The following is a 22076-nucleotide window of genomic DNA, read 5'->3' on the forward strand; positions in this document are numbered from 1 at the left end:
GCAAGGCAGATCACCAATTGCCACGAGATGCAAAGCATGTTGCACCCGCTCTGGTGACAGTTCGTCGGCGGCTAAGCTATTGGGGAGAAAAGATCATGGCGCATCGGGCAATGATGATCAGCGTGGCGTTGCTGGCGTCGTGCGTGGTCAACGCGCAAGATAGTCAACCGCCGCGGGCGGCGAAACGTCCCTTTCAGGTGACGTCGCCCAACGGGCCGCGCGAGGATGATTATTACTGGCTGCGCGACGATACCCGCAAGAATCCCGATATGTTGGCGTATCTGGCCGCCGAGAATGCGTATGCTGACGCGCTGCTAGGCAAGCTTAAGCCGCTGCAGAACCGGCTATATGAAGAGACGGTCGCCCACATCAAACAGGACGACAGCTCCGTCCCCTATTTGAAGAATGGCTATTATTACGGAACACGCTACCAATCCGGGGCTGACTATCCGATCATCGAACGGCGCAAGGGCAGTAACAGCGCGCCGGCCGAGGTCATGTTCGACGAGCCGGCGCTCGCCAAGGGACACAGTTTCTTCGCGCTGAGCGACTGGGTGGTGAGCCCGGACAATCGTCTCGTCGCCTGGGCGGAAGATGTGGTCGGTCGGCGGCAATATGTGCTGAAGATCAAGGATCTGGCAACGGGGAAGGTGTTCGCCGACACCATCGCGAACGTCGAGCCGAACCTGCTATGGGCCGCCGACAATCGGACGATCCTCTATATTGCCAAGGATCCGGTGACGCTGCGCGGTTACCAAGTGAAAGCGCACGTGTTGGGCACGCCGGTAGCCAGCGATCGCCTTCTCTATGAGGAGAAGGACGACACGTTCCAGATGAGCATCGCGCGGACTGCGGACGACAAGTTCCTGTGCGTGGCCGTCGAAAGCACGGTCAGCGACGAGCAGCGCTGCGCACCGGTTGCGGCGCCGGGCGCCTTCACCCTCGTCGCGCCACGCGTGCGGGAATTCCGCTACAGTGCGGACCATCTCGGCAGCCGCTGGATCATCCGTACCAACAAGGACGCCAAGAATTACAAGCTCGTCACCGTTGCTGACGCCGATCTGGGCAAGGGGCCGACCGCCTGGCGCGACCTGACCCAGGCCAGCGACACAACCTTCATCGAGGACTTCAAGCCGTTCAACGGCTTCGTCGCGATCGATCAGCGCGAAGGCGGCAATCGCATGATCCGACTGCTCGCCGATAATGGTACGTCGCTGCCGGTGAAGGCGGACGAGCCGGCCTATCGCATGTCGCTCGACGTCAACGAAGAGCCGGCGAGCCGCTGGGTGCGCTACACCTATGGCTCGCTGGTAACGCCGACCACGACCTATGAGGTCAACGCCGAGAGCGGGGAGCGGCGCGTGCTGAAGGTCGCACCCGTACCAGGCTATGATCCGCGCAACTATGTGACCGAGCGCGTCTGGGCACCGGCACGCGACGGAACGAAAATCCCCGTTTCGATCGTCTATGCCAAGGGCGTGAAGCGTGATGGAAGCGCGCCGATGCTCCAATATGCCTATGGCAGCTATGGCATCTCGATGGACCCGGCGGTGGATCCGGGGCGGATCGGGCTGCTGGATCGCGGCATGGTCTATGCGCTTGCCCATATTCGCGGCGGGCAGGAGATGGGCCGCAACTGGTATGATGCCGGTCACCTGCTCAACAAGCAGAACAGCTTCACTGATTTCATCGATGTGACCCGCTATTTGGTGGCACAGAAATATGCCGCGCGTGATCGCGTGGCGGCGATGGGCGGCAGCGCCGGTGGGCTGCTGATGGGCGCGGTCGCGAACATGGCGCCGCAGGATTATAAGGTCATCATCGCGCAGGTGCCGTTCGTGGACGTGGTGACCACGATGCTCGATGCATCGATCCCGCTCACCACCTTCGAATATGACGAATGGGGCAATCCGGCGCAGAAGCCCTTCTACGATTATATGCTGAGCTATTCGCCTTACGACAATGTCACGGCCAAGGCATATCCGTCGCTGTTCGTCCAAACCGGCCTGTGGGATAGCCAGGTCCAATATTATGAGCCGACCAAATGGGTGGCCAAGCTGCGCGAACTCAAGACCGACAGAAACCCGCTGGTATTCCGGATTAACATGGAGGCAGGCCATGGCGGAAAATCGGGCCGGTTCGAACGGTTCAGGCAGAATGCCGAATGGCAGGCCTTCATGCTGCAGCAATTGGGCGTTGCGGATCAGCCCGGACAGCAGTGACCTTGCGGTCGCCTTAGCGCGACCGCCAAGGGTGTGACGTCGATGGGGGTAGCAGTCGGATCTGGTAAGTTTCGCGAGATCGTCACCAACGCGTAACGTTACTGTCGCGCCTCGGATCGTACGCGGCGGGGCATGCCCACCGGAATTGAGACTGCCGCGACCCGCCCGCGCACCTCCGCACTGCGCCTTGCTTGGTCGCGGCTGCTGGATCAAATTGGACGTGCGAGCCGCCGCGTCGATGCGGAGGATCTTCTGCAGGACGCCTATGTTGGGCTGCTCGCGCGCTCTGCGCCGGTGCGTAATGAGGAAGCCTTTCTGGTCCGCGCGGCGGTCAATCGCGGTCGGGATACGTGGCGACGCGAACGGGTGAGGGGCGAGCATGGCGACCCCGCATTGCTGGAAACATTGGCGGACTGCGCGCCGATGCCGGACGAAGCGATGATCATGCGCGAGCGGCTGAAGCGCGTCCGCGACGGCGTGGATCGGCTCAGCCCACGCACGCGTGAGATATTCCTGATGCAGCGGCTGGAAGGCTATAGTTATCGTCAGATTGCGGACCGGCTTGCCATCAGCCCGAGCGCGGTGGAAAAGCATATGGCAAAAGCGATGACGCAGCTCGCGGGCTGGATGGAGAGTTGGTGAACGCCGTCGACAGCCGGGCCGCCGAATGGATTGCGCGTCTGCACGCCGACGATCGCAGGCCGGCAGACGATGCGGCGTTTCGTGCCTGGTTGGACCAGGATCCTGCCCATGCGCGCGCCTTCGAACGCCTCACCTTGGTGTGGGATTTGGTGCCGGGCAGCGGCGCGCAGTCCGAGGCTCCCGTGATGGCCGCGGAACGGTCTCCGGCATTGACGCGCCGCCGGCTGCTACTGGGGATGGGCGGCATGGCGGCCACCTGCGGCAGCGGCGTGGTCGGCCTCTCTGCGGCTTATGCCGGTACCACCTATCGGACCGGTATCGGCGAGCGGCGCTCGGTTCGCCTGCGCGATGGATCGCGGCTTCTGCTGGATGCCGCCAGCCGCGTGACTGCCGATGCCTGGCCGCGCTATCGCAAATTGTGGCTCGAACAGGGGCGTATCCAGCTTGTGATCGCGCCCAACGCCGTACCGTTTGAAGTGGATGCCGGCCACGGCACGTTGGTTGCGTCGACGGGCCGGTTCGATTTGCGCCGCAATCGCGGGGATGATGTAGCGCTGGTAAGCCTTGCGGGGCAGGCTCAAGCGGGCACGGGCAGTGCGCTGCGGCCGCTCAAGGCGGGAGATCGCCTCCGGACGGGCCCCCATGACATGATCGTGGATCGGCCCGACCCCCGGCTGGTGGAAGCCTGGATTGACGGGCGAGCCGCCTTTCACGAAGACACGATCGCGGCCGTGGCCGAGGAGGCTAATCGCTATGCCCGCACGCCGCTTGCGGTTGCGGATGCGGAAACCCGGGCGTTGCGGGTCAGCGGCCTCTACCGGATGGGCGATAATGTCGCGCTCGCGGACGCACTGGCGTCGCTGCATGGGCTGCAGGTCCAGCGTAGCGGAGACATGATCATCATCGGGAAAAAAAGATCGGTTTAGGGGGTGGGGTGATCGGCGGCTGGCGCGTCGGGAAGGTGTGGCCGCAGGGCCGCCAACCGTCGGGGGACCATCTTCGTGATCAGCTATCGTCGAACATCCATGCGCTGCGCCTTTGTGCTGGGCACTGCCCTTGCGTCATGCATCGCCGCGCCCGCCTTGGCGCAGGGCAAGCCTATCTCGGCTCACCTCGTGGCGCAGCCGCTGGCCGGGGCGCTGGAATCGTTGGCACGGCAGACCGGGGTGAACATTCTGTTTTCGCCCGATGCGGTGCGCGGCATGGTGGCGCCGGCGCTCGACGAACGGCTCAGCGCGCAGGGAGCGGTGGATCGGTTGATCGCCGGCCGGCCGTTGCGGGTTCAGCAGCAGGGCGATGGTACCCTGTTGATCGTGGCAAGCTCGCCCGTTCGCCCGAGTGCGCTTCCTGCCGCCGGGACAGCGCCGGCGGATGCGGGCGATGAAATCGTCGTTACCGGCTATTCGAACAGCCTGACCGGCGCGCTGGAAGAAAAGCGCAAGGCAACGAACGTTATCGACGTCGTCCGCGCGGACGATATCGGCAAATTCCCCGCGCAGAACATCGCGGAGGCGCTGCAGCGCGTGCCCGGCGTCTCGATCGTGCGCGACCGGGGCGAGGGCGTCTTCGTCCGCGTCCGTGGTCTTGGCGCTAATTTTCAAGTCGTGACGCTCAACGGCCGCTCGGTCGCGGTGAACGAGAATGTCCGCGACAGCGGCCAGAGCGGGCGTCAGTTCCGGTTCGATACGCTGCCCTCCGAACTGATGTCGGCCGTGGAGGTCGCCAAGAGCCCACGCGCGGATCTGGATGAGGGCGGCATCGGCGCCATCATCAACCTGCGCACCTTTCGCCCGATGGACCTGAAGGAGCCGCTGCTGAACCTGTCGGCCAATGCCAGCGCGCCCTTGCTAGCCGACAAGGTCAATCCGCGCCTGTCGGGTCTCGCCAGCTGGATGAACGATGCCGGCACCTTCGGAGCGCTTATCGCCGCCGTCTATGATGAGCGCACCACCCGCCAGGATCGCGTCACCAGCGTCGCCTGGGCGGACGGCAGGATCGACGCCAACGCCGACGGCGTGCTCGATCCGGAGACGATCCTGGTGCCGACCAGCACGCGCCCGACGCTGGAACGGGAAGACCGCCAACGCATCGGGCTCAATGGCGCCCTTCAATGGAAGCCCAGCGAGCGGTTTGAACTGAATGTCGACGCGCTCTGGAGCCGGCTCGACATCGACTATGACGAGCTCACCTATTCCACCGACTTTTCAAACTCTGTCGCGCGCGCTTTGCTGCCTGGCACCGCCGTGGTGACGGACGGGGTGCTGACCGCCGGGACCGTGCAGACCTCGACGCAGATCGGCCGGGAACAATCGAAGCTGCGTTACTCGAACTGGCTGGTCGGGGCCAACGCCAAGTGGCAGGCCAATGGATGGACCGCGCGCGCCGATGTGAGCGTGGGCCGCGCCGTATCGGACACGCCATGGCCCATCTATCGGTACCGTCTGCTCGGCCCGGTCGGCTATGTCAGTTTCGATTACGCCAAAGTGGGCGATCGCCTGCCCAATTTGCGCTTCCAGTCGGCCGATCTGTCGCAGCCGGAAACCCTGCCGGGTCGCCGTATCGAATATCGCGTCAACGATTCGATCGACAAGGAAAAGGCGGTGAAGTTCGATCTGGAGCGCGAGCTCAGCGGCGTCGTGACGGCCCTGCGCACCGGCGTCAAAGCGGAGCGCCGCAATCGCGATTACGATCGCCGCGACATTAACTTCACCAACGGGATCGTCGGGCAGCGGTTCGGCGCCAATTTCTTCGATCCCTTCCCGGTCGATAATTTCCTGAAGGGAGTCGGCGGGGACCTCCCGCGCAGCTGGCTGATGCCCGATGGCGACGCCTTCCTGAACGCGGCGACCGGCAAGGAGGCGCTGCTGGCCGCACCGCTCGCCCGTGGCGATCTGCGCAACAGCTATGACATCGCCGAGCGGATCTATTCCGCTTACGCGATGGCGGACTTTGCCGCGCCGCTGGCCGGCATCACGCTGCGCGGCGACCTTGGCCTGCGTTACGCCCATACCCGCCAGACGTCGTCCGGCTACGCCGATGATGGTCGCACGGCCGTGCCGGTCAGCTATCGTCGCAATTACGGCAATTGGCTGCCGTCGCTCAATCTTGTCGGCGAGCTGACGGACAAGCTTCAGCTGCGCTTCGCGGCGTCCAAGGTCATCACCCGCCCATCGCTTGCGGACCTTGCCCCGCGCCTGACGATCAATTCCAATCCGACGGTGCTGACCGCTGTCGGCGGCAATCCCGAACTCAAGCCGTTCGAGGCGTGGCAGTATGACGGCACCGCCGAATGGTATTTCGCCCCGGGTAGTGCCCTGATCGGCGCGGCTTTCTACAAGGACATCACGGCGTTCGTCTTCCAGCAGACGCGTGATTTCGTACTGGATGGCGCCAATTACCGCCTCACCGCGCCGCAGAATGGCGGCAACGCGCATGTCGCGGGTTTCGAGATCGCCTATCAGCAATTGTTCAAGATGCTGCCGGCGCCGTTCGACGGCCTCGGTACCCAGATCAATTATACCCACACGTCCAGCAAGGGGACATATGCTGCCGCCGGCGGGGGCACTTTCCGCGATGCGTTGGTGGATGTCGCGCGCGATACGTTCAACGTCACCACCTTTTACGAGAAAGGCCCTTTCGGGGCGCGGGTCAGCTACAGCTGGCGGGGCAAGGTGCTGCGCGACGTGGGCGGCGCGGGCCTGACCGCCAATAATGACAGCCCGTTCGGCAGCCTGGATTTTGACATGTCCTATGCGATCCGGCCGAACCTGACGCTGGTGGTGCAGGGGATCAACCTCGCCGGCGGCCGCCAATGGCAATATGTCCGCGACAACCGCTTTTCCGGTTATACCGATTATGGCACGACGCTGATCGCCGGCATCCGGGTACGCTTCTGATGCGGACCCTTCTCAGCTTTTGCCTCGGGCTGATCGGCGCCCTTACAGCGATACCTGCCGTCGCAGCGCCGAGCGAGCATCTCGAGCGGGTCGTGATCGTCATGCGCCACGGCGTGCGCAGCGCTATGTCCAGTCCCGAGGAACTCGGCCGTTATAGCCTCAAGCCGTGGCCTCACTTCGCGGTTCCCCCCGGGTATCTCACCGAACGGGGTAGCAAGGCGGTGACGTTGCTCGGCGCGTGGTATCGGGCGCACTATCACGCGGCCGGCCTGCTGGCGGACGGCGATTGCGCCGTCTTCTACTGGGCCAATCATACGCAGCGAACGGAGGCAACGGCCGCGGCCTTGGCCGAGGGGCTCACGCCGGGTTGCAGGGCGATCATACACCAGTCGCCGGCCGCACCCGATCCCTTGTTCGACGCACCGCTTGTGCGCCCGGCTACGCTCGATCCGGCGCGGCGGCTGGCCGCCATCTCCGGCCGGATCGGCGGCGATCTGGCGGGATGGGACCGGCGGCTGCAACCCAACACCGATCGGTTCGAGGCGTTGTTGCTGCAATGTCGTGCCATCCCGTGCACCGCGCAGGAACGACGCCGCGTGGCACGGCGGCTTGGCGACACGCCTGTCGAGATGAAGCTCGATGGTGCCGGTGGCATGATCCTGACTTCGCCTGCCTTGCAGGTCGCCGGCATCGCCGAGAGCCTGATGATGGCCTATGGAGACGGGCTTCATTTCGCCGGCTGGCGCGGGGTTGATGCATCGACGATCGAAGCCGCTCTGACCGTGCATGGCGCCGGGATCGATCTGCGGACGCGCACGCCGGAGGTCGGACGTCAGGCAAGCGGCACGCTGGCATCGCGCCTGCTGGCGACGCTGCAGCAAGGCAGCGATCGGGCGGTGACGGGCGAACCAATCGGCGGTGCGGACAAGATCGTCGTGCTGAGCGGCCATGATGGCACCGTCACGATGCTGGCAGGGCTGCTCGGCCTCAACTGGCAGGTGCCGGGCTATGCCGCCGGTCAGGCCGCGCCCGGCGGTGGTCTGGTTTTCGAACGTTGGCGCCGTGTCTCAGGCGAACAGGTGGTGCGCGTCCGGTATGTCGCACAGAATTTGGACCAGCTTCGTAATCTCACACCACTCGAAGGCAATGTGGCGCCGGGCGTGGCGGCCGTCTTCGTGCCGGGCTGCAGTCAGGCCGATATGGCGTGCCCGCTCTCGCAATTCACCGAGCATGTGCTCAGCGCCGTCCGATGATCGAGCGGGCCTCAGCCGCTCACGGCGGGGTGCGCGCAAGGCGTGACCGGCTCGATGCCGGTCACCCGTCCATCCTCGATCAGGATGCGCCGCTCTGCCAGCCGTGCCACCTCCGCGGCGTCGTGGCTGACGAGGAAGACGGGCATGGCGAGCGCGGGCAGGAGAGTGGCGAGATAGTCGGTAAGATCGGCTTTCGCGCCGCTATCGAGGGCCGACAGCGGCTCGTCGAGGAGCAGCATCCGCGGCCGGATGAGCAGAGCCCGGGCAATCGCGATGCGCTGCGCCTCGCCGCCGGACAATCGGCCGGGCATCCGATTCAGCAGCGCGCCGATCCCCGTGCGCTCGACAATGTCGCTTACCGGCAGGGGATCCGCCGCACGGCGGGCTGCATAAGCAAGATTGGCACCCACGCTGAGGTGGGGCAGCAAATTGGCGCCTTGGAACACGAAGCCGACACGCCGATGTTGCGGTGGCAGGAAGGTGCGGTCGTCCTGCCAGATGGCGCCGCTCACGCGCACCACGCCGAATGCGCGTTCAAGCCCAGCGAGACAGCGCAAGATGGTCGTCTTGCCGGATCCTGACCGACCGAACAGGCTCGTCACCCCCGTGGCCGGAACATCGAAGGCGACATCCAGCAGCAGCGTGCCCAAGGTTGCCTTGAAATGTGCTTCGATCCCGCCGCTCACAACGCGATCCGTGTGCTGCGCCGTTCGATCATCAGCAGGGCGAACAGGCTCACGAAGGCGAACAGGACGAGACCTGCAGCGATTTGATGGGCTGCGCCATATTGGAGACTTTCGACGAGCGTGTAGATGCGGGTTGACAGAACTTCGGTATGGCCCGGTATCGATCCACCGATCATGAGCACCACGCCGAATTCGCCGACGGTGTGCGCGAACACCAGGATCGCCGCCGAGACAAAGCCGCGCCGCGCCAATGGGACGGCCACGGTGAGGAAACGATCCAACGGACCCGCGCCAAGCGTGGCGGCCACCTCTAACGGTCGTTCGCCGATCGCCTCGAACGCGGTTCGTAATGGCTGCAACGCAAAAGGCAGGGAGTAGAAAAGCGATCCGATCACGAGGCCGGTGAAAGTGAAGGCGAGCGTGCGCACGCCGAACCACTGGAGCGGCACCATCAGCGGGCTGTCCGGCCCCAGCGCGATCAGAACGTAGAAGCCGATCACTGTCGGCGGCAGGACCAGGGGGAGGGCGCTCAGCGCACCTGCGACCTCCTTCCACCAGCTGCGCGAGCGCGCGAGCCACCAGGCGAGCGGCGTTGCGATCAGCAGCAGGAGAAGGGTAGTGACCAGCGCGAGTTCGACAGTTGTGGCGAGCACGACGCCGATGGGGGATTCCATAATATTAACCCGACGCCGCGTCAGCGCGTTTGGTAGCCATAGCGCCGGATGATCGCGCGCGCGGCGGGGCTGCGCAGATACTGCAGGAAAGCGGCCGCGGCGGGGTTGCCAGTGGCAACCTTGAGCTCCACCGCCTGCTGTTCGATCGGCGCGTGCAGGCCTTGTGGTACCACCCAGCGCGACCCGCCGGGCCGGGTGATGACCTGGCTAAGGGCGACGAAACCAAGCGGCGCAGCGCGGGTCGCCACGAAGTCATAGGCTTGGCCGATCGACGTCCCCTTGACGATCTTCGGCGCAATGGCGGGATAGACGCCGAGCTTGTTCAAGGTCTGGAGCGCGGCCGACCCATAAGGCGCGGTGGCCGGATCGGCGATGGCGAGCTTGTCGAAATTGCCACGATTGAGCACCGCGCCGCGCGGATCGACCAGCTTTGGATCGGCCGAATAGAGCACCAATCGTCCGACCGCGTAGGTGAAGCGACTGCCGGGCACGGTAAGCCCATCCCGCTCGGCCTGCTTCGGCCGATCGGCGTCAGCCGACAGGAACAGATCGAACGGGGCCCCCTGCCGCATCTGGGCATAGAAAGATCCGGACGATCCGAAGGACAGCACGGCGCGATGTCCGGTCGCCCTTGCAAAGGCCGCAGCGATGTCCCGGGCCGGCTCGGTGAAGTTTGCAGCGACCGCGACACGTGTTGTGGCCGCGGAGAGGCACGATCCCCACAAGGCTGCGGCGAGGCAGAGCAATAGCGGGCGAAGGGCGAGCACATGCGTCATGTAACTGGGCTCCACCCCGACGTCTATTATTAGGCGCCCGCTTTTACGTCACTCAACGCGCTGTGTGCCCTTCCGTAGACGGCATAGATGAAGATGCCGAACAGGTTCCAGGCCAGGCAGCACAGCAACGTCATCCTCGGCAGGCTCGCAAATAGGTAAAGGCAGCCCAATATGGCGCCCGTGCCGACCAGCCAGACGGCCGGTACGCGGAAGGGACGCGGGGCGTTGGGACGCCTGATCCGCATCACCAGCATGCAGGCGGCGACGGCGATGAACGCGATCAGGGTGCCGGCATTGGCGAGCGCGGCAATCTCATCGATTGGCAACAATCCCGCTAGGATTGCGACAATGACGGCGGTGAGGATCGTAATGCGGACCGGCGTGCCACGCGGCGAGATGACGGCGAGCGCCGGCGGCAAGAAGCCATCGCGCGCCATGACAAGGAAGATGCGGCTTTGTCCGTACAGGAAGCCGAGCAACACCGTCGGTAGCGCGATGATCGCGGCGATGGCGATGATCTTCGCTATTCCCCCTTGTCCCATCTCGCGCAGGATCAAGGCGAGCGGTTCGGCGCTGCCGGCGAAGCGTAGATAGGGCACCGCGCCGACGGCCGCGACGGCGACGAGAACATAGAAAAGCGTGCTGATCAGCATGGATCCGATGATCCCGATGGCCAGATCGCGTTCCGGCCGCTTGGTTTCCTCGGCAGCGGTCGAAATCGCGTCGAATCCGTAGAAGGCGAAGAAGATGATGGCGGCCGCAGCCATCACGCCGCGGGGGGCGGCATGGGGATCGAGCTGCGAAGTGGCCGTTTGCTGCGTAAGCCAGCCAAAATCCGCAAATCCGTAGGGCATGAAAGGATGCAGGTTGGCGCTGTTGAACGCCGGCAGAGCGACTCCGACGAACAACGCCAACGTCGCGATCTTGATCAACACGAGGACGCTGTTCAGACGCGCGCTCTCCCGCGTGCCGATGCACAGCATGCCGGCGACCACGGCGATGATGAAGATCGCCGGCACGTTGGCAATACCGCCGAGCGATGGGCCGAGCGTGAGTGCCTTGGGAAAGCCGTTGGCGATAAGCAATGGCGCCGCATAGCCGGACCAGCCCACCGCGACCGTAGACACGACCAGCGAATATTCGAGGATCAGGCTCCAGCCCACGACCCAGGCGATTGTCTCACCCAGCACCGAATAGGAATAGGTGTAGGCGCTGCCAGCCGCCGGCATCATCGTTGCCATTTCGGCATAGGACAGCGCGGCGCAGGCACAGATCGCGCCGGCTATAGCGAAGGACAGGAGGACTGCCGGACCGGCGCGATCCACGCCCACGCCGATCAGCGTGAGGATGCCGGTGCCGACGATCGACCCAACACCCAGCGCGATCAGATGCGGCCAGGAGAGGGAGGCCGTCAGCCGTGGGCCGGTGCGGGTCGCCGCCATCTCGATCGGCTTGCGCCTGAACAATCCCGACATACCGCCCTCCCTAATTTGTCCGCCGCCTATCTCAGTCGTGCAGCATGCCATGCAAGCTGATCGGCCATGAAGGTCGAAATGAAATAATAGCTATGGTCATAACCGGGGCGGATGTTCAGCGTCAGCGTTATCCCGGCTTCGTCGCAGGCGTGGCGCAACAGGTCCGGCCGCAACTGGTCCTCCAGAAACTGATCGTCCGCGCCCTGATCGACCAGCAGGTCCGCAACGCGCGCGCCATCTTCGATCAGGGCCACAGCATCGTGCCGCCGCCAGGCGCCATGATCCGGCCCCAGATAACCGCCGAGCGCTTTCTGGCCCCATGGCACGCGGGAGGGCGCGACGATGGGTGCGAAGGCAGAGATCGCCTTGTACCGATCGGGATAGGCCAGGCCGATCGTCAGCGCGCCATGCCCGCCCATCGAATGCCCCATGATCGACTGGCGGGCCATGTCAGCGGGGAATTCGGCGCGGATCAATTCCGGCAATTCCTCGGTCACATAGGTTTCCATGCGGTAATTGGCGGCCCAGGGGTCCTGGGTCGCGTTGACATAGAAGCCGGCGCCCAGCCCGAAATCATAGGCGCCGTCGGGATCGTCGGGCACGCCGGGTCCGCGCGGGCTGGTATCGGGCGCAACGAAGATCAGGCGATGCTCCGCGCAGGCGCGGCGATATTCACCTTTATCGGTCACATTGGCATGCGTGCAGGTGAGACCGGACAGATACCAGACGACCGGCAGCTTCTCGCCCTCGTCATGCGGCGGGGCGAACACCGAAAAGGTCATGTCGGTACCGGTCGCCGCAGAGGCATGGCGGTAGACGCCCTGAACCCCGCCATGCGCCTTGTTGGTGGAGAGTGTTTCCATCGTAACCTGATCCGTTGGCCCTGAGCCTGTCGAAGGGCTGTCCTTTGCTCTGTCCAGGAAAAGCAGGGCTTCGACAAGCTCAGCCCGAACGGATGGGGGGCGTGCGCCATCGCCACGCACTTCGGGAAAATCCCGGGGCTCCTCGTCTTCGCTTGAAAGCGCGTCTCGACGTCGCTCGACGCGAATGGGCGGTGGGGCTCGGAGGTGCGGAGGCGGGAATCGCCGAAACGGCGCGGCGGCAATCAGTAGAGGACGACGCTACGGATGCTTTCCCCGGCGTGCATCAGGTCGAATCCCTTGTTGATCTCCTCCAGGCTTAGGACGTGCGTGATCATCGGGTCGATCTCGATCTTGCCGTTCATATACCAGTCGACGATCTTGGGGACGTCGGTGCGGCCCTTGGCGCCACCGAAGGCGGTGCCGCGCCAGTTGCGGCCGGTAACGAGCTGGAAGGGGCGGGTGCTGATCTCCTTGCCCGCCTCGGCGACGCCGATGATGATCGACGTGCCCCAGCCGCGATGGCATGCCTCTAGCGCGGTGCGCATCACGTCGGTGTTACCAGTGCAGTCGAAAGTGTAATCGGCGCCGCCATCAGTCAACGCCAGAATTTCGGCGATGGTGTCTTCGCGCGATTTGCCGCGGCCGTCGATATAATCGGTCATGCCGAAGCGGCGGCCCCATTCTTCACGATCGGGATTGATATCGACGCCGATAATCTTGTTGGCGCCCGCCATCTTCGCGCCCTGCAGCACGTTGAGGCCGATCCCGCCGAGACCGAAGACCACGATATTGTCACCGACCTGAACCTTGGCGGTGTTGACCACCGCACCCACACCGGTGGTGACGCCGCAGCCGATATAACAGCTCGTCTTGAACGGCGCGTCCTCACGGATCTTCGCGACCGCGATCTCAGGCAACACGGTGAAATTCGAGAAGGTCGAGCAGCCCATATAATGGAAAATCTGCTGGCCCTTGTAGCTGAATCGGGTGGTGCCGTCCGGCATCAACCCCTTGCCCTGGGTCGCGCGGATCGCGGTGCACAGGTTGGTCTTGCCGCTGAGGCACGACTTACATTGGCGGCATTCCGGCGTGTAGAGCGGGATGACATGATCGCCGGGCTTTACGCTGATCACGCCCGCGCCGACCTCGCGCACGATCCCTGCGCCCTCGTGACCCAGCACCGACGGGAAAAGCCCTTCGCTATCGAGCCCATCGAGCGTGTAGGCGTCGGTATGGCAGATGCCTGTCGCCATGATCTCGACCAGCACTTCGCCCGCTTTCGGGCCCTCGAGATCGAGCTCAACGATTTCCAAAGGTTGCTTTGCCTGGAACGCAACGGCGGCACGGGTCTTCATGGCATGTCCTGTGCGAATGAGAAGGATTGGCGATGACGCTGGCGACGGCAAAAGGCAAGGCGATGCGCGCTTGCCGGGGGAGCAGCCCTGTGCTGCATGTGCGCACGTGATTCAGGCCGCGCTCCATCATGTCACTTCCTACCGGTACGACCGGCCGATCATGCTGGGGCCCCAGGTCATCCGCCTGCGCCCGGCACCGCATAGCCGCACTGCGGTTCCCAATTATTCGCTGACGATCCTGCCCGAACAGCATTTCATCAATTGGCAGCAGGATCCGCACGGCAATTGGCTGGCGCGCATCGTCCTGCCGGAGCCGACGCGCGAATTCCGCGTGACGGTCGACCTGATCGCCGACCTGACCGTGATCAATCCGTTCGACTTTTTTGTCGAGGAATATGCGACCGAGCGGCCGTTCGACTATCGCGCCGACCTGAAGGCAGATCTCGCGCCCTATTTTGAGCTGGAGCCGCAGGGCCCCCGCTTCGAGGCGCTGTACGAACGCTTCCGCGACGTCCGAATGGGGACGATCGACTTCCTCGTGGAGATCAACCGCGCGGTCAACGAGACGGTCGGCTACGTCATCCGGCTCGAACCCGGCGTGCAATTCCCGGAACAGACGCTCGAAATCGGCACCGGATCGTGCCGCGATTCCGGCTGGCTGCTGGTGCAATTGCTCCGTAGGCTCGGCTTCGCGGCCCGTTTCGTGTCGGGTTATTCGATCCAGCTGACACCTGATGTCGTGCCGATTGAGGGGCCGAAGGGGGTCTCCCGCGACGTGTGCGACCTGCATGCCTGGGCCGAAGTTTACATTCCCGGCGCAGGCTGGATCGGCATGGATCCGACGTCGGGCCTGTTCGCGGGCGAGGGGCATATCCCGCTCTGCGCCACCCCGCATTATCGCTCGGCCACACCGATAGAGGGAATGCTGCTGGAACCGGCGCAGACCGAATTCGGCTTCGAGATGGACGTCCAGCGCATCGCCGAGGCGGTGCGGATCACCAAACCCTTTACCGACGCGCGCTGGTCGGCGCTCGATGCGCTTGGGCGCCAGGTCGATGGCGATCTGGCGGCGCAGGACGTGCGCCTGACCATGGGCGGAGAACCCACCTTCCTGGCGGCGGACGATCCAGAGGCGCCCGAATGGAATGCCGACGCGGTCGGCCCGACAAAGGCAGGCTATGCCGACCGCCTGATCCGCCGGATGCGGGACAAATTCGCTCCGGGCGGGCTGATCCACCATGGCCAGGGCAAATGGTATCCGGGCGAAAGCCTGCCGCGCTGGGGCTATTCCGTTTATTGGCGGCTGGATGGCGTGCCCGTGTGGCGCGATACCAGTCTGATCGCGATCGACGGCGGCCATGACGTCACCCAGCTCGACGTCGACGAGGCGGAGCGGTTTCTGAAGGAAATCGCGACCCAGCTCGACGTGCCGTCCGATTTCGTCCAGCCGGCGTTCGAAGATCCGGTGCAATGGTCGATCAAGGAAGGCGAATTGCCCGCCAACACCGATCCGACCGATCCCAAGATCGACGATCCGGAAGTGCGTGCGCGCATGGTCAAGGCGTTTGAGCATGGGCTGTCGCGCCCGGTCGGCTACGTGCTGCCGATCCAGGCGTGGCAGGCGGCGGCCGCGCCCGAGCCGCGCCGGTGGAAGAGCGAGCAGTGGCGCGTACGCCGCGGCCGCCTGTTCCTGGCCCCCGGCGACAGCGCGATCGGCTACCGCCTGCCGCTGGGCTCGCTGCCCTACGTTCCGAAATCCGATTATCCGTTTCTGCATGTGCGCGACACGACCGAGCCGCGCGGACCGCTGCCAGATTTCCGCGAACAAGGCCCGGCGCCGGCGGCGGCCAGCGACGGGCACCTTCAGCGGAGCGAGGCGGTGGCGGCGCTTCCGGGTGGCCATGCCGCGCAGGAACGGACCGAGCAGGTGATCATCGAGGGCGCGGTCCGCACCGCGATGACGGTCGAGCCGCGCGGCGAATATGTCGCGGTATTCCTGCCGCCGACCGAGCGGCTGGAAGATTATCTGGAGCTGATCGCCGCGATCGAACGTACCGCCGAGGCGACCCGCATTCCTGTGCGCATCGAAGGCTATGCGCCGCCGCCGGATCCGCGGCTGCAAGTGCTTAAGGTGACGCCCGACCCGGGCGTGATCGAGGTGAATATCCAGCCGACCGCGACATGGGACGAGACGGTCGATCTTACCACCAGCCTCTACGACATGGCGCGCGCGGAGAAGCTCACCGCCGACAAGTTCCTGATCGACGGCCGTTCGATCGGCACGGGCGGCGGCAACCATATCGTGATCGGTGGGCGATCGGTGAATGACAGTCCGTTCATCCGCCGGCCGGACCTGCTCAAGAGCTTCGTCCTCTATTGGCAGCGTCATCCCTCGCTCTCCTATCTCTTCTCCGGCCTGTTCATCGGCCCGACCAGTCAGAGCCCGCGGATCGACGAAGCGCGGCATGACGGGCTCTATGAGCTGGAGATCGCGCTGGCGCAGGTCCCCAATCCCTTCGCGCCCGGCGCGGAGACGCCGCAGGCGTGGGTGGTGGATCGGCTGTTCCGCAATCTGCTGGTCGACGTCACGGGCAACACGCACCGGACCGAAATCTGCATCGACAAGCTGTTCTCGCCCGATGGCCCGACCGGCCGGCTCGGCCTGGTCGAGTTCCGCGGGTTCGAGATGCCGCCCGAGGCGAAGATGAGCCTGGCACAGCAATTGCTGATCCGCGCGCTCGTCGCCTGGTTGTGGCGCGAGCCGCAGGACGGCGGGCTGGTGCGCTGGGGCACGACCTTGCACGATCGGTTCATGCTCGGCCACTTCGTCTGGGCGGATTTCCTCGAGGTGCTGGGCGATCTGCGGGCTGCCGGCTACGACTTCGATCCCGCCTGGTTCGAAGCGCAGCGCCAGTTCCGCTTCCCTGTCCATGGCACGGTCACCGCGGGCGGCGTCAGTCTGGAGATCAGCCACGCGCTCGAGCCATGGCCGGTCCTGGGCGAAACCGGCGCGATTGGCGGTACCGTGCGCTATGTCGACAGCTCGACCGAGCGGTTACAGGTGCGTGCGACCGGCCTGGTGCCCGGCCGCCACATCGTTGCCTGCAACGGCCGGCGCGTGCCGATGACGCCGACCGGGAGCCCGGGCGAGGCGGCCGGCGGCGTGCGGTACAAAGCGTGGGAGCCGGCCAATTGTCTCCACCCGCGCCTGCCCTCCAACGCGCCTTTGACCTTCGATTTGCTCGACAGCTGGAACGAGCGCTCGCTCGGCGGCTGCGTTTACCATGTCGGTCATCCGGGCGGCCGCAATTACGATCATGTGCCCGTTAATGATTATGAGGCGGAATCCCGCCGCAAGGCGCGCTTCGTCGAACATGGCCACACGCCCGGGCAGATCGCGATGCCGCCCGAGGAGCATGCGGGCGACTTCCCGATGACGCTCGATCTGCGCCGGCCAATTGGGCTGTGATGCATCCTCACAAACCCTGTATGATCTCCGCATTCGCAGACGGGCAGGAGTGGCAGACCCCCTCCTGCAAGCAGGGGGGAAGTTAGGATATGGCGCCGGGGGGCACCAACATGGCGCAGCTGCCGGGCATGCCCTCCTGGGGGCAGGGCTGGCTGGAATCCTACGTTTCGCAGACCAATGCGGGCGATGTGGTGCGCGACGATATGGGGCGGGGCGCACGCTGGTGGCACCATCTGTTCGATGGCGTCGCCGGCCTGACCGAAGGGCGGCTGCAGCGACTGCAGGATAGGATTGGCCGCCAGGTTGACGAGATCGGCACGGCCTTTCGGCTGCCGGGGGATCCGTCGGAGCGACCCTGGCCCTTATCTGCTTTGCCTTTGCTGATCGGCGAAGATGAATGGGAAAGCATTGCGCAGGGGGTGGCCCAGCGCGCCGAGCTGCTGGAGCGCGTGCTGGCTGATGTCTATGGCTCGGGCAGTCTGGTCGCCGACGGCCACTTGCCGGCATCCCTCCTCACGGGATCACGGCATTTCTGGCGTTCGATGATCGGGATGGAGCCGCTCGGCGGCCATCGCCTGCACATCTATGCCGTGGATCTGGGCCGAGGGCCGGATGGAGAATGGCGCGTCCTGGCGGATCATGTCCGCGCGCCGGTGGGCGCGGGATATGCGCTGGAAAACAGGCTGGCGGCGAGCCGCGTGATGGGCGCCCTGCAGACACGGCTCAACCTGCAGCGGCTGGCGCCCTTCTTCGCCGGGTTCCGTGAAGGGCTTGCCGCCGCCTGCAAGCGGTCCGATCCCCGGATAGGCCTGCTGACTCCTGGCCGCTTCAACCAGAGCTATCCGGAACAGGCGCATCTCGCCCGCTATCTGGGGCTGCTGTTGGTGGAGGGCGACGATCTCGCCGTGCGCAACAACCGCCTCTACGTTCGCACCATCGAAGGCCTGAAGCGGGTGGACGCCTTGTGGCGACGAATGGATTCGCGCCTGCTCGATCCACTGGCATTCGATTCGACGTCGCAGATCGGCGTTCCGGGTTTGATGGATGCGATTGCGTCGGGAGAGGCGGTCATCGCCAACGCCCCCGGTGTCGGCGTGATCGAATCCGCCGCATTCGCCGCTTTCCTGCCCGCGCTGTCGCGAAAATTGCTGGGCGAGCGGCTGAAGCTGCCGAACATCGCGACCTGGTGGTGTGGTCAGGAAGGGCCGTGTCAGCAGATGCTGGCGAACCTGGATACGCTGCTGATCAGCCCGGCCTTCGCCGATCCGGTCCTGGGTCTGCCCGGAGGTTCGTTATTGGGGGCAAGCCTGGACGCTGCCGGCCGGGCCGCCCTGGAGGTGGCCATGAAGATCCGCCCCGAAGATTATGTAGGACGCGAGGTGGTACGCCTTTCGACCATGCCGATGGCCGTTGATGGTCGCCTGGTTGCGCGTCCCTTCACCTTGCGCGCCTTTGCGGCGCGCGATGGCGATGGGCGCTGGATCGTGATGCCGGGCGGTTTTGCCCGATTGGGCAATGTGGCCGACGAACGCGCGACGATCATGGGGGAAGGGTCTTTCTCGGCCGACGTCGGGATTGTCTCGCTCCATGCGCAGGACCCGATCTCGCTCCTGCCGCAGCATGTCGCCGTCCGGCGCAATCCGGGCACGTTGCCAAGCCGCGCTGCCGACAATCTCTTCTGGCTGGGGCGCTATCTGGAACGCGGCGAGGCGACGTTGCAGCTCGTACGCGCCACTCTGGGTGGAACGATCGACGCGGACAGCGGGGCGAGCCTGGTGCCCGTCACGCTCGACCGCCTGGCGACGATGCTCATCTCCAGCGGCGCCGCACGGATCGACGAGGATCCCGATGAAGAGGATGACGACGAGGATGAGGATCCCGGCGCGATCCGGGATCTTGCCGAGCTGGCCGAAGCTGCGCTCGATGGCCGCGGCCTGGCCAGCATCCGCACGTTGTTCCACACGGTCCACGGCATTGCCCTTGGCATCCGCGATCGCCTGTCGGCCGATGTGTGGCGGCTGATCGATATGCCGCTGCCGGCAGGGCCTGGCGGCGATGCCACGGCCATGCTCACCCGGGTCGGCCAGTTGCAGGAGCGGTTCGCCGCACTCGCGGGATTGGCGGCGGAGAATATGGGGCGGACCGCCGGCTGGCGTTTCCACGATCTCGGGCGTCGGCTGGAACGCGGCCTCGTCGCCTGCCGGCTCACGCGGATCTTCGCGAGCGAGGCCGCGACGGCCGATGATCTGACCACCCTGCTCGACTTGATGGACAGTCAGATCAGCTATCGGGCGCGCTACATGACGGGGCTGGCGCTGGTGCCCGTGCGCGACCTTGTCATGCTCGATCCCTATAATCCGCGCAGCCTGAGCTTCCAGGTCGCGCGGATGCGGGAACATCTGGCCGCCCTGCCGTCCTTGCGGGACGATGGGCTGGAGGAAGATCAGGTATCCCTCGCCAACGAGCTGGCGCTGATGGTGACTACGGTGAAACCCGAATCGCTGTCGCCGGCCACCTTGCTCGGCATCGAGAATCGGCTGGCGGCGCTGAGCGATGCGATCGCCGCGCGCTTCTTCCTGCAGGGTGCGGAAACGGTGCGCGCTGCCGCGATGACATTGGCGTAACCGGCAGGGAAGATGCGCTACGCCATCACCCATCTGACGCGCTTCCGCTATGCCTTTCCGGTGCGGTTCGCGCGATGCAACCTGCGCCTGAAACCGATCGCCTGGGATGGTCAGCGCCTGGAGGATCACGCGCTCGTGATCCATCCCGCGGCGGCCGAAGATGCGGGGCGCGGCAGCGGCTATCCGGTCAACACGACGCGGATCGTGGTGATGAAGCCCTCCACTGAATTACGGATCGAGAGTCGCGCCCGTGTCCTGGTCGATCGGGTGGCCCCAGTCGCTGTGGCCGGAGATGTCAGCGTGGCCGAGGCAGGCCGCCTGGCGCGCGACGTTCGTGATCTCAGCCCGATCGCACCGGCCAATTATCTGTTCCCGTCGCCGCTGATCGCCGCTTTTCCCGAAATCGCCGCCTGGTGTGCGGCGGAACTGCGGCCCGATCGCGGCGTGGTTGAAGCGGCTCTGGCGCTCGCCAAGGCGATCAAGGGGCAATTCCGCTATGATGGCAGTGCGACCCAGCTGGATACGAGCCCGGCCGAGGCCTTCGCCAAGAAACATGGTGTGTGCCAGGATTTCGCCCAGATCATGATCTCAGGCGCTCGCTCTGCCGGCCTCGCTGCGGCTTATGTCTCCGGCTATCTCAGGACGCTGCCGCCGCCAGGGCAGGCGCGGCTGGTCGGGGCCGATGCGACCCATGCCTGGGTGCTGATCTGGTGCGGGCCCGATCGCGGATGGATTGGCTTCGACCCTACCAACGGTGTCGCCATGGGCGCGGATCATATCGTGATGGCGATCGGTCGCGATTATGCGGACGTGGCCCCGATCGACGGCATCTTCCTTGGCCGCGACGGCCAAAAGATCGATGTCGCCGTGGATGTCGAGCCGCTCGACTAGGCGCATCTTTTCCGGCGTTCCGGCCCATCATCGGCATATGGCAACCCCGCCGCGTGCTACGCGTTGTTGCCGTTCCTAGAGAAAGGGCTGTCCATTGACTCATTCGCCGCCAGTGCCGCCGGGTAACCAGTCTCCCTATCCGTTGCAGGAGCCGCCCCACGACACGTCGTCAGCAGCACCGACCGATGTGGCAACCACGCCGACGGATAAGCAGGACGGATCTGGGGTGAGTGGTGCCGCGCTCGGCATCGGGCTTGCCATCGGTCTGGGTTCGGCCGCTCTGCTCGCCGCCTGGTTCTTTTCGGGCAGCGAAAAGGCCAAGCCGCAGCGGGCCGCCGCGCGTAAGCCGCGCGCCAAAACGACCGGCGCCAGCCGCCGTACCAAGTCATCCGGTCGAGGGTCTTCAGGCCGATCGACGGCGACGCGACGTCGCAGGACGACCACCGATAAGTCGTAAGGGGCAGCCGGCGGTGCAGCGCGCATCGCCGGTCCTATGACGTCGCTTCCGATCATCGGAACTGCCGGCTGGTCCATCCCGGCTGCAGCGCGTGACGCCTTCCCGCCAGGGGAATCCGCACTTTCCCGCTATGCCGCGAGATTTGCGGGCGTAGAGATCAATTCTTCCTTTCACCGCCGCCATCGCCCCGCGACGTGGACGAGCTGGGCGGAAAGCGTGCCCGCTGCGTTTCGCTTCACCGTCAAGCTGCCGAAGGAAATCAGCCACCAGCGCAAGCTGGTGGCATGCGACGATCTCCTGGCATCTTTTCTGGCGGAGATCGCCGGACTGGGCGAAAAGCTGGCTACTCTGCTGCTGCAATTGCCACCCAAGCTTGATTACGAGCCGACGATTGCGGTTCCTTTTCTATCCCTTCTGACGCGTAGCACCGCGGCACGCATCGCCTGTGAGCCACGTCATCCGAGCTGGTTCGGCACCGAGGCCGATCGGATGATGGCGGACCTTGGAATAGCCCGCGTCGCCGCCGATCCTGCGCCGGTCGCCGCTGCCGCGGAGCCCGGCGGGTGTCCTCATCTGCGCTATTGGCGGCTGCACGGGTCGCCCGTTATGTATCGCTCTGCCTATGGCAGCGATCGGCTCGAGCCCTATGCCGCTCGGATGCGTGCGGAGGTCGGTGCCGCGCGCACGGTTTGGTGCATGTTCGACAATACCGCCTCGTCGGCTGCGGCGAAGGACGCGCTCATCCTGCGCGGCATGATCTAACGCAGCTCCCTCGTCAGCACGGCGATAAAGT

General features: G+C 65.1%; 16 protein-coding genes. 10 read left to right on the top strand and 6 right to left on the bottom strand.

Annotation, left to right across the window (positions count from 1 at the left end; all coding sequences use genetic code 11):
- The first annotated feature begins 95 nt into the window (after positions 1–95).
- The 5 genes from ACOJSI_RS18090 to ACOJSI_RS18110 all read left to right on the top strand — a co-directional run bounded on the left by ACOJSI_RS18090 (position 96) and on the right by ACOJSI_RS18110 (position 8013).
- Positions 96–2222: a S9 family peptidase gene (locus ACOJSI_RS18090; RefSeq protein WP_420139706.1), complete on the top strand. Its 2127-nt coding sequence runs from the start codon at positions 96–98 to the stop codon at positions 2220–2222.
- A 132-nt stretch (positions 2223–2354) separates the two neighbouring features.
- Positions 2355–2864 carry an RNA polymerase sigma factor gene (locus ACOJSI_RS18095; RefSeq protein WP_420139707.1) on the top strand — a complete coding sequence of 170 codons (510 nt, stop codon included), beginning with the start codon at positions 2355–2357 and terminating at the stop codon, positions 2862–2864.
- Positions 2861–3790: a FecR family protein gene (locus ACOJSI_RS18100; RefSeq protein WP_420139708.1), complete on the top strand. Its 930-nt coding sequence runs from the start codon at positions 2861–2863 to the stop codon at positions 3788–3790. Before ACOJSI_RS18095 ends, ACOJSI_RS18100 begins: the two co-directional genes overlap by 4 nt.
- Positions 3791–3865: 75 nt before the next feature.
- The gene (locus ACOJSI_RS18105; RefSeq protein WP_420139709.1) at positions 3866–6760 is read left to right on the top strand and encodes a TonB-dependent receptor; all 2895 of its coding nucleotides are present in this window, start codon (positions 3866–3868) and stop codon (positions 6758–6760) included.
- Positions 6760–8013 (top strand): histidine-type phosphatase, encoded by a 1254-nt coding sequence (locus ACOJSI_RS18110; protein ID WP_420139710.1) that lies wholly within the window; start codon positions 6760–6762, stop codon positions 8011–8013. The genes ACOJSI_RS18105 and ACOJSI_RS18110 overlap by 1 nt, the downstream gene beginning before the upstream one ends.
- An 11-nt stretch (positions 8014–8024) precedes the next feature.
- Here the strand turns inward: ACOJSI_RS18110 and ACOJSI_RS18115 are convergent, their stop codons facing one another.
- The 6 genes from ACOJSI_RS18115 to ACOJSI_RS18140 all read right to left on the bottom strand — a co-directional run bounded on the left by ACOJSI_RS18115 (position 8025) and on the right by ACOJSI_RS18140 (position 13842).
- On the bottom strand, positions 8025–8699 hold the full coding sequence (locus ACOJSI_RS18115) for an ATP-binding cassette domain-containing protein (protein WP_420139711.1): 675 nt from the start codon (positions 8697–8699) through the stop codon (positions 8025–8027).
- Positions 8696–9373, bottom strand: a complete 678-nt coding sequence (gene modB, locus ACOJSI_RS18120) for a molybdate ABC transporter permease subunit (RefSeq protein ID WP_420139712.1) — start codon at positions 9371–9373, stop codon at positions 8696–8698. Before modB ends, ACOJSI_RS18115 begins: the two co-directional genes overlap by 4 nt.
- 20 nt (positions 9374–9393) lie before the next feature.
- Complete coding sequence (gene modA, locus ACOJSI_RS18125; protein WP_420139713.1) at positions 9394–10149, bottom strand: molybdate ABC transporter substrate-binding protein; 756 nt, start codon at positions 10147–10149, stop codon at positions 9394–9396.
- A gap of 29 nt (positions 10150–10178) precedes the next feature.
- Entirely contained in the window at positions 10179–11624 is a 1446-nt protein-coding gene (locus tag ACOJSI_RS18130) for an amino acid permease (protein WP_420139714.1), read from the bottom strand.
- Positions 11625–11650: 26 nt separating this feature from the next.
- Positions 11651–12487, bottom strand: coding sequence for an S-formylglutathione hydrolase (gene fghA, locus ACOJSI_RS18135; RefSeq protein ID WP_420139715.1), 837 nt, complete (start codon positions 12485–12487; stop codon positions 11651–11653).
- A 242-nt stretch (positions 12488–12729) separates the two neighbouring features.
- A complete protein-coding gene (locus ACOJSI_RS18140) occupies positions 12730–13842 on the bottom strand; it encodes an S-(hydroxymethyl)glutathione dehydrogenase/class III alcohol dehydrogenase (RefSeq protein WP_420139716.1) in 1113 nt (370 codons plus the stop codon).
- 106 nt (positions 13843–13948) lie between these two features.
- Between ACOJSI_RS18140 and ACOJSI_RS18145 the strand changes: the two genes are divergently transcribed.
- From ACOJSI_RS18145 to ACOJSI_RS18165, 5 genes are all read left to right on the top strand, one after another.
- On the top strand, positions 13949–17311 hold the full coding sequence (locus ACOJSI_RS18145; protein ID WP_420139717.1) for a DUF2126 domain-containing protein: 3363 nt from the start codon (positions 13949–13951) through the stop codon (positions 17309–17311).
- 89 nt (positions 17312–17400) lie between these two features.
- Positions 17401–19935 carry a circularly permuted type 2 ATP-grasp protein gene (locus ACOJSI_RS18150; protein WP_420139718.1) on the top strand — a complete coding sequence of 845 codons (2535 nt, stop codon included), beginning with the start codon at positions 17401–17403 and terminating at the stop codon, positions 19933–19935.
- Between the two features lie 12 nt (positions 19936–19947).
- A complete protein-coding gene (locus ACOJSI_RS18155) occupies positions 19948–20826 on the top strand; it encodes a transglutaminase family protein (RefSeq protein WP_420139719.1) in 879 nt (292 codons plus the stop codon).
- Between the two features lie 112 nt (positions 20827–20938).
- Positions 20939–21283, top strand: coding sequence for a hypothetical protein (locus ACOJSI_RS18160; RefSeq protein ID WP_420139720.1), 345 nt, complete (start codon positions 20939–20941; stop codon positions 21281–21283).
- A 36-nt stretch (positions 21284–21319) separates the two neighbouring features.
- Positions 21320–22045: a DUF72 domain-containing protein gene (locus ACOJSI_RS18165; protein ID WP_420139721.1), complete on the top strand. Its 726-nt coding sequence runs from the start codon at positions 21320–21322 to the stop codon at positions 22043–22045.
- Positions 22046–22076 lie beyond the last annotated feature (31 nt).

Source organism: Sphingomonas sp. (assembly GCF_048595155.1).
Taxonomy (GTDB): Bacteria; Pseudomonadota; Alphaproteobacteria; order Sphingomonadales; family Sphingomonadaceae; genus Sphingomonas_I.

Excerpts from the sequence above, each read along its gene's own strand:
- ACOJSI_RS18090 (WP_420139706.1), top strand. The coding sequence starts at position 96 with ATGGCGCATCGGGCAATGATGATCAGCGTGGCGTTGCTGGCGTCGTGC.
- ACOJSI_RS18095 (WP_420139707.1), top strand. The coding sequence starts at position 2,355 with ATGCCCACCGGAATTGAGACTGCCGCGACCCGCCCGCGCACCTCCGCA.
- ACOJSI_RS18110 (WP_420139710.1), top strand. The coding sequence starts at position 6,760 with ATGCGGACCCTTCTCAGCTTTTGCCTCGGGCTGATCGGCGCCCTTACA.
- modB (WP_420139712.1), bottom strand. The coding sequence starts at position 9,373 with ATGGAATCCCCCATCGGCGTCGTGCTCGCCACAACTGTCGAACTCGCG.
- modA (WP_420139713.1), bottom strand. The coding sequence starts at position 10,149 with ATGACGCATGTGCTCGCCCTTCGCCCGCTATTGCTCTGCCTCGCCGCA.
- ACOJSI_RS18130 (WP_420139714.1), bottom strand. The coding sequence starts at position 11,624 with ATGTCGGGATTGTTCAGGCGCAAGCCGATCGAGATGGCGGCGACCCGC.
- fghA (WP_420139715.1), bottom strand. The coding sequence starts at position 12,487 with ATGGAAACACTCTCCACCAACAAGGCGCATGGCGGGGTTCAGGGCGTC.
- ACOJSI_RS18140 (WP_420139716.1), bottom strand. The coding sequence starts at position 13,842 with ATGAAGACCCGTGCCGCCGTTGCGTTCCAGGCAAAGCAACCTTTGGAA.
- ACOJSI_RS18150 (WP_420139718.1), top strand. The coding sequence starts at position 17,401 with ATGGCGCCGGGGGGCACCAACATGGCGCAGCTGCCGGGCATGCCCTCC.
- ACOJSI_RS18155 (WP_420139719.1), top strand. The coding sequence starts at position 19,948 with ATGCGCTACGCCATCACCCATCTGACGCGCTTCCGCTATGCCTTTCCG.
- ACOJSI_RS18165 (WP_420139721.1), top strand. The coding sequence starts at position 21,320 with ATGACGTCGCTTCCGATCATCGGAACTGCCGGCTGGTCCATCCCGGCT.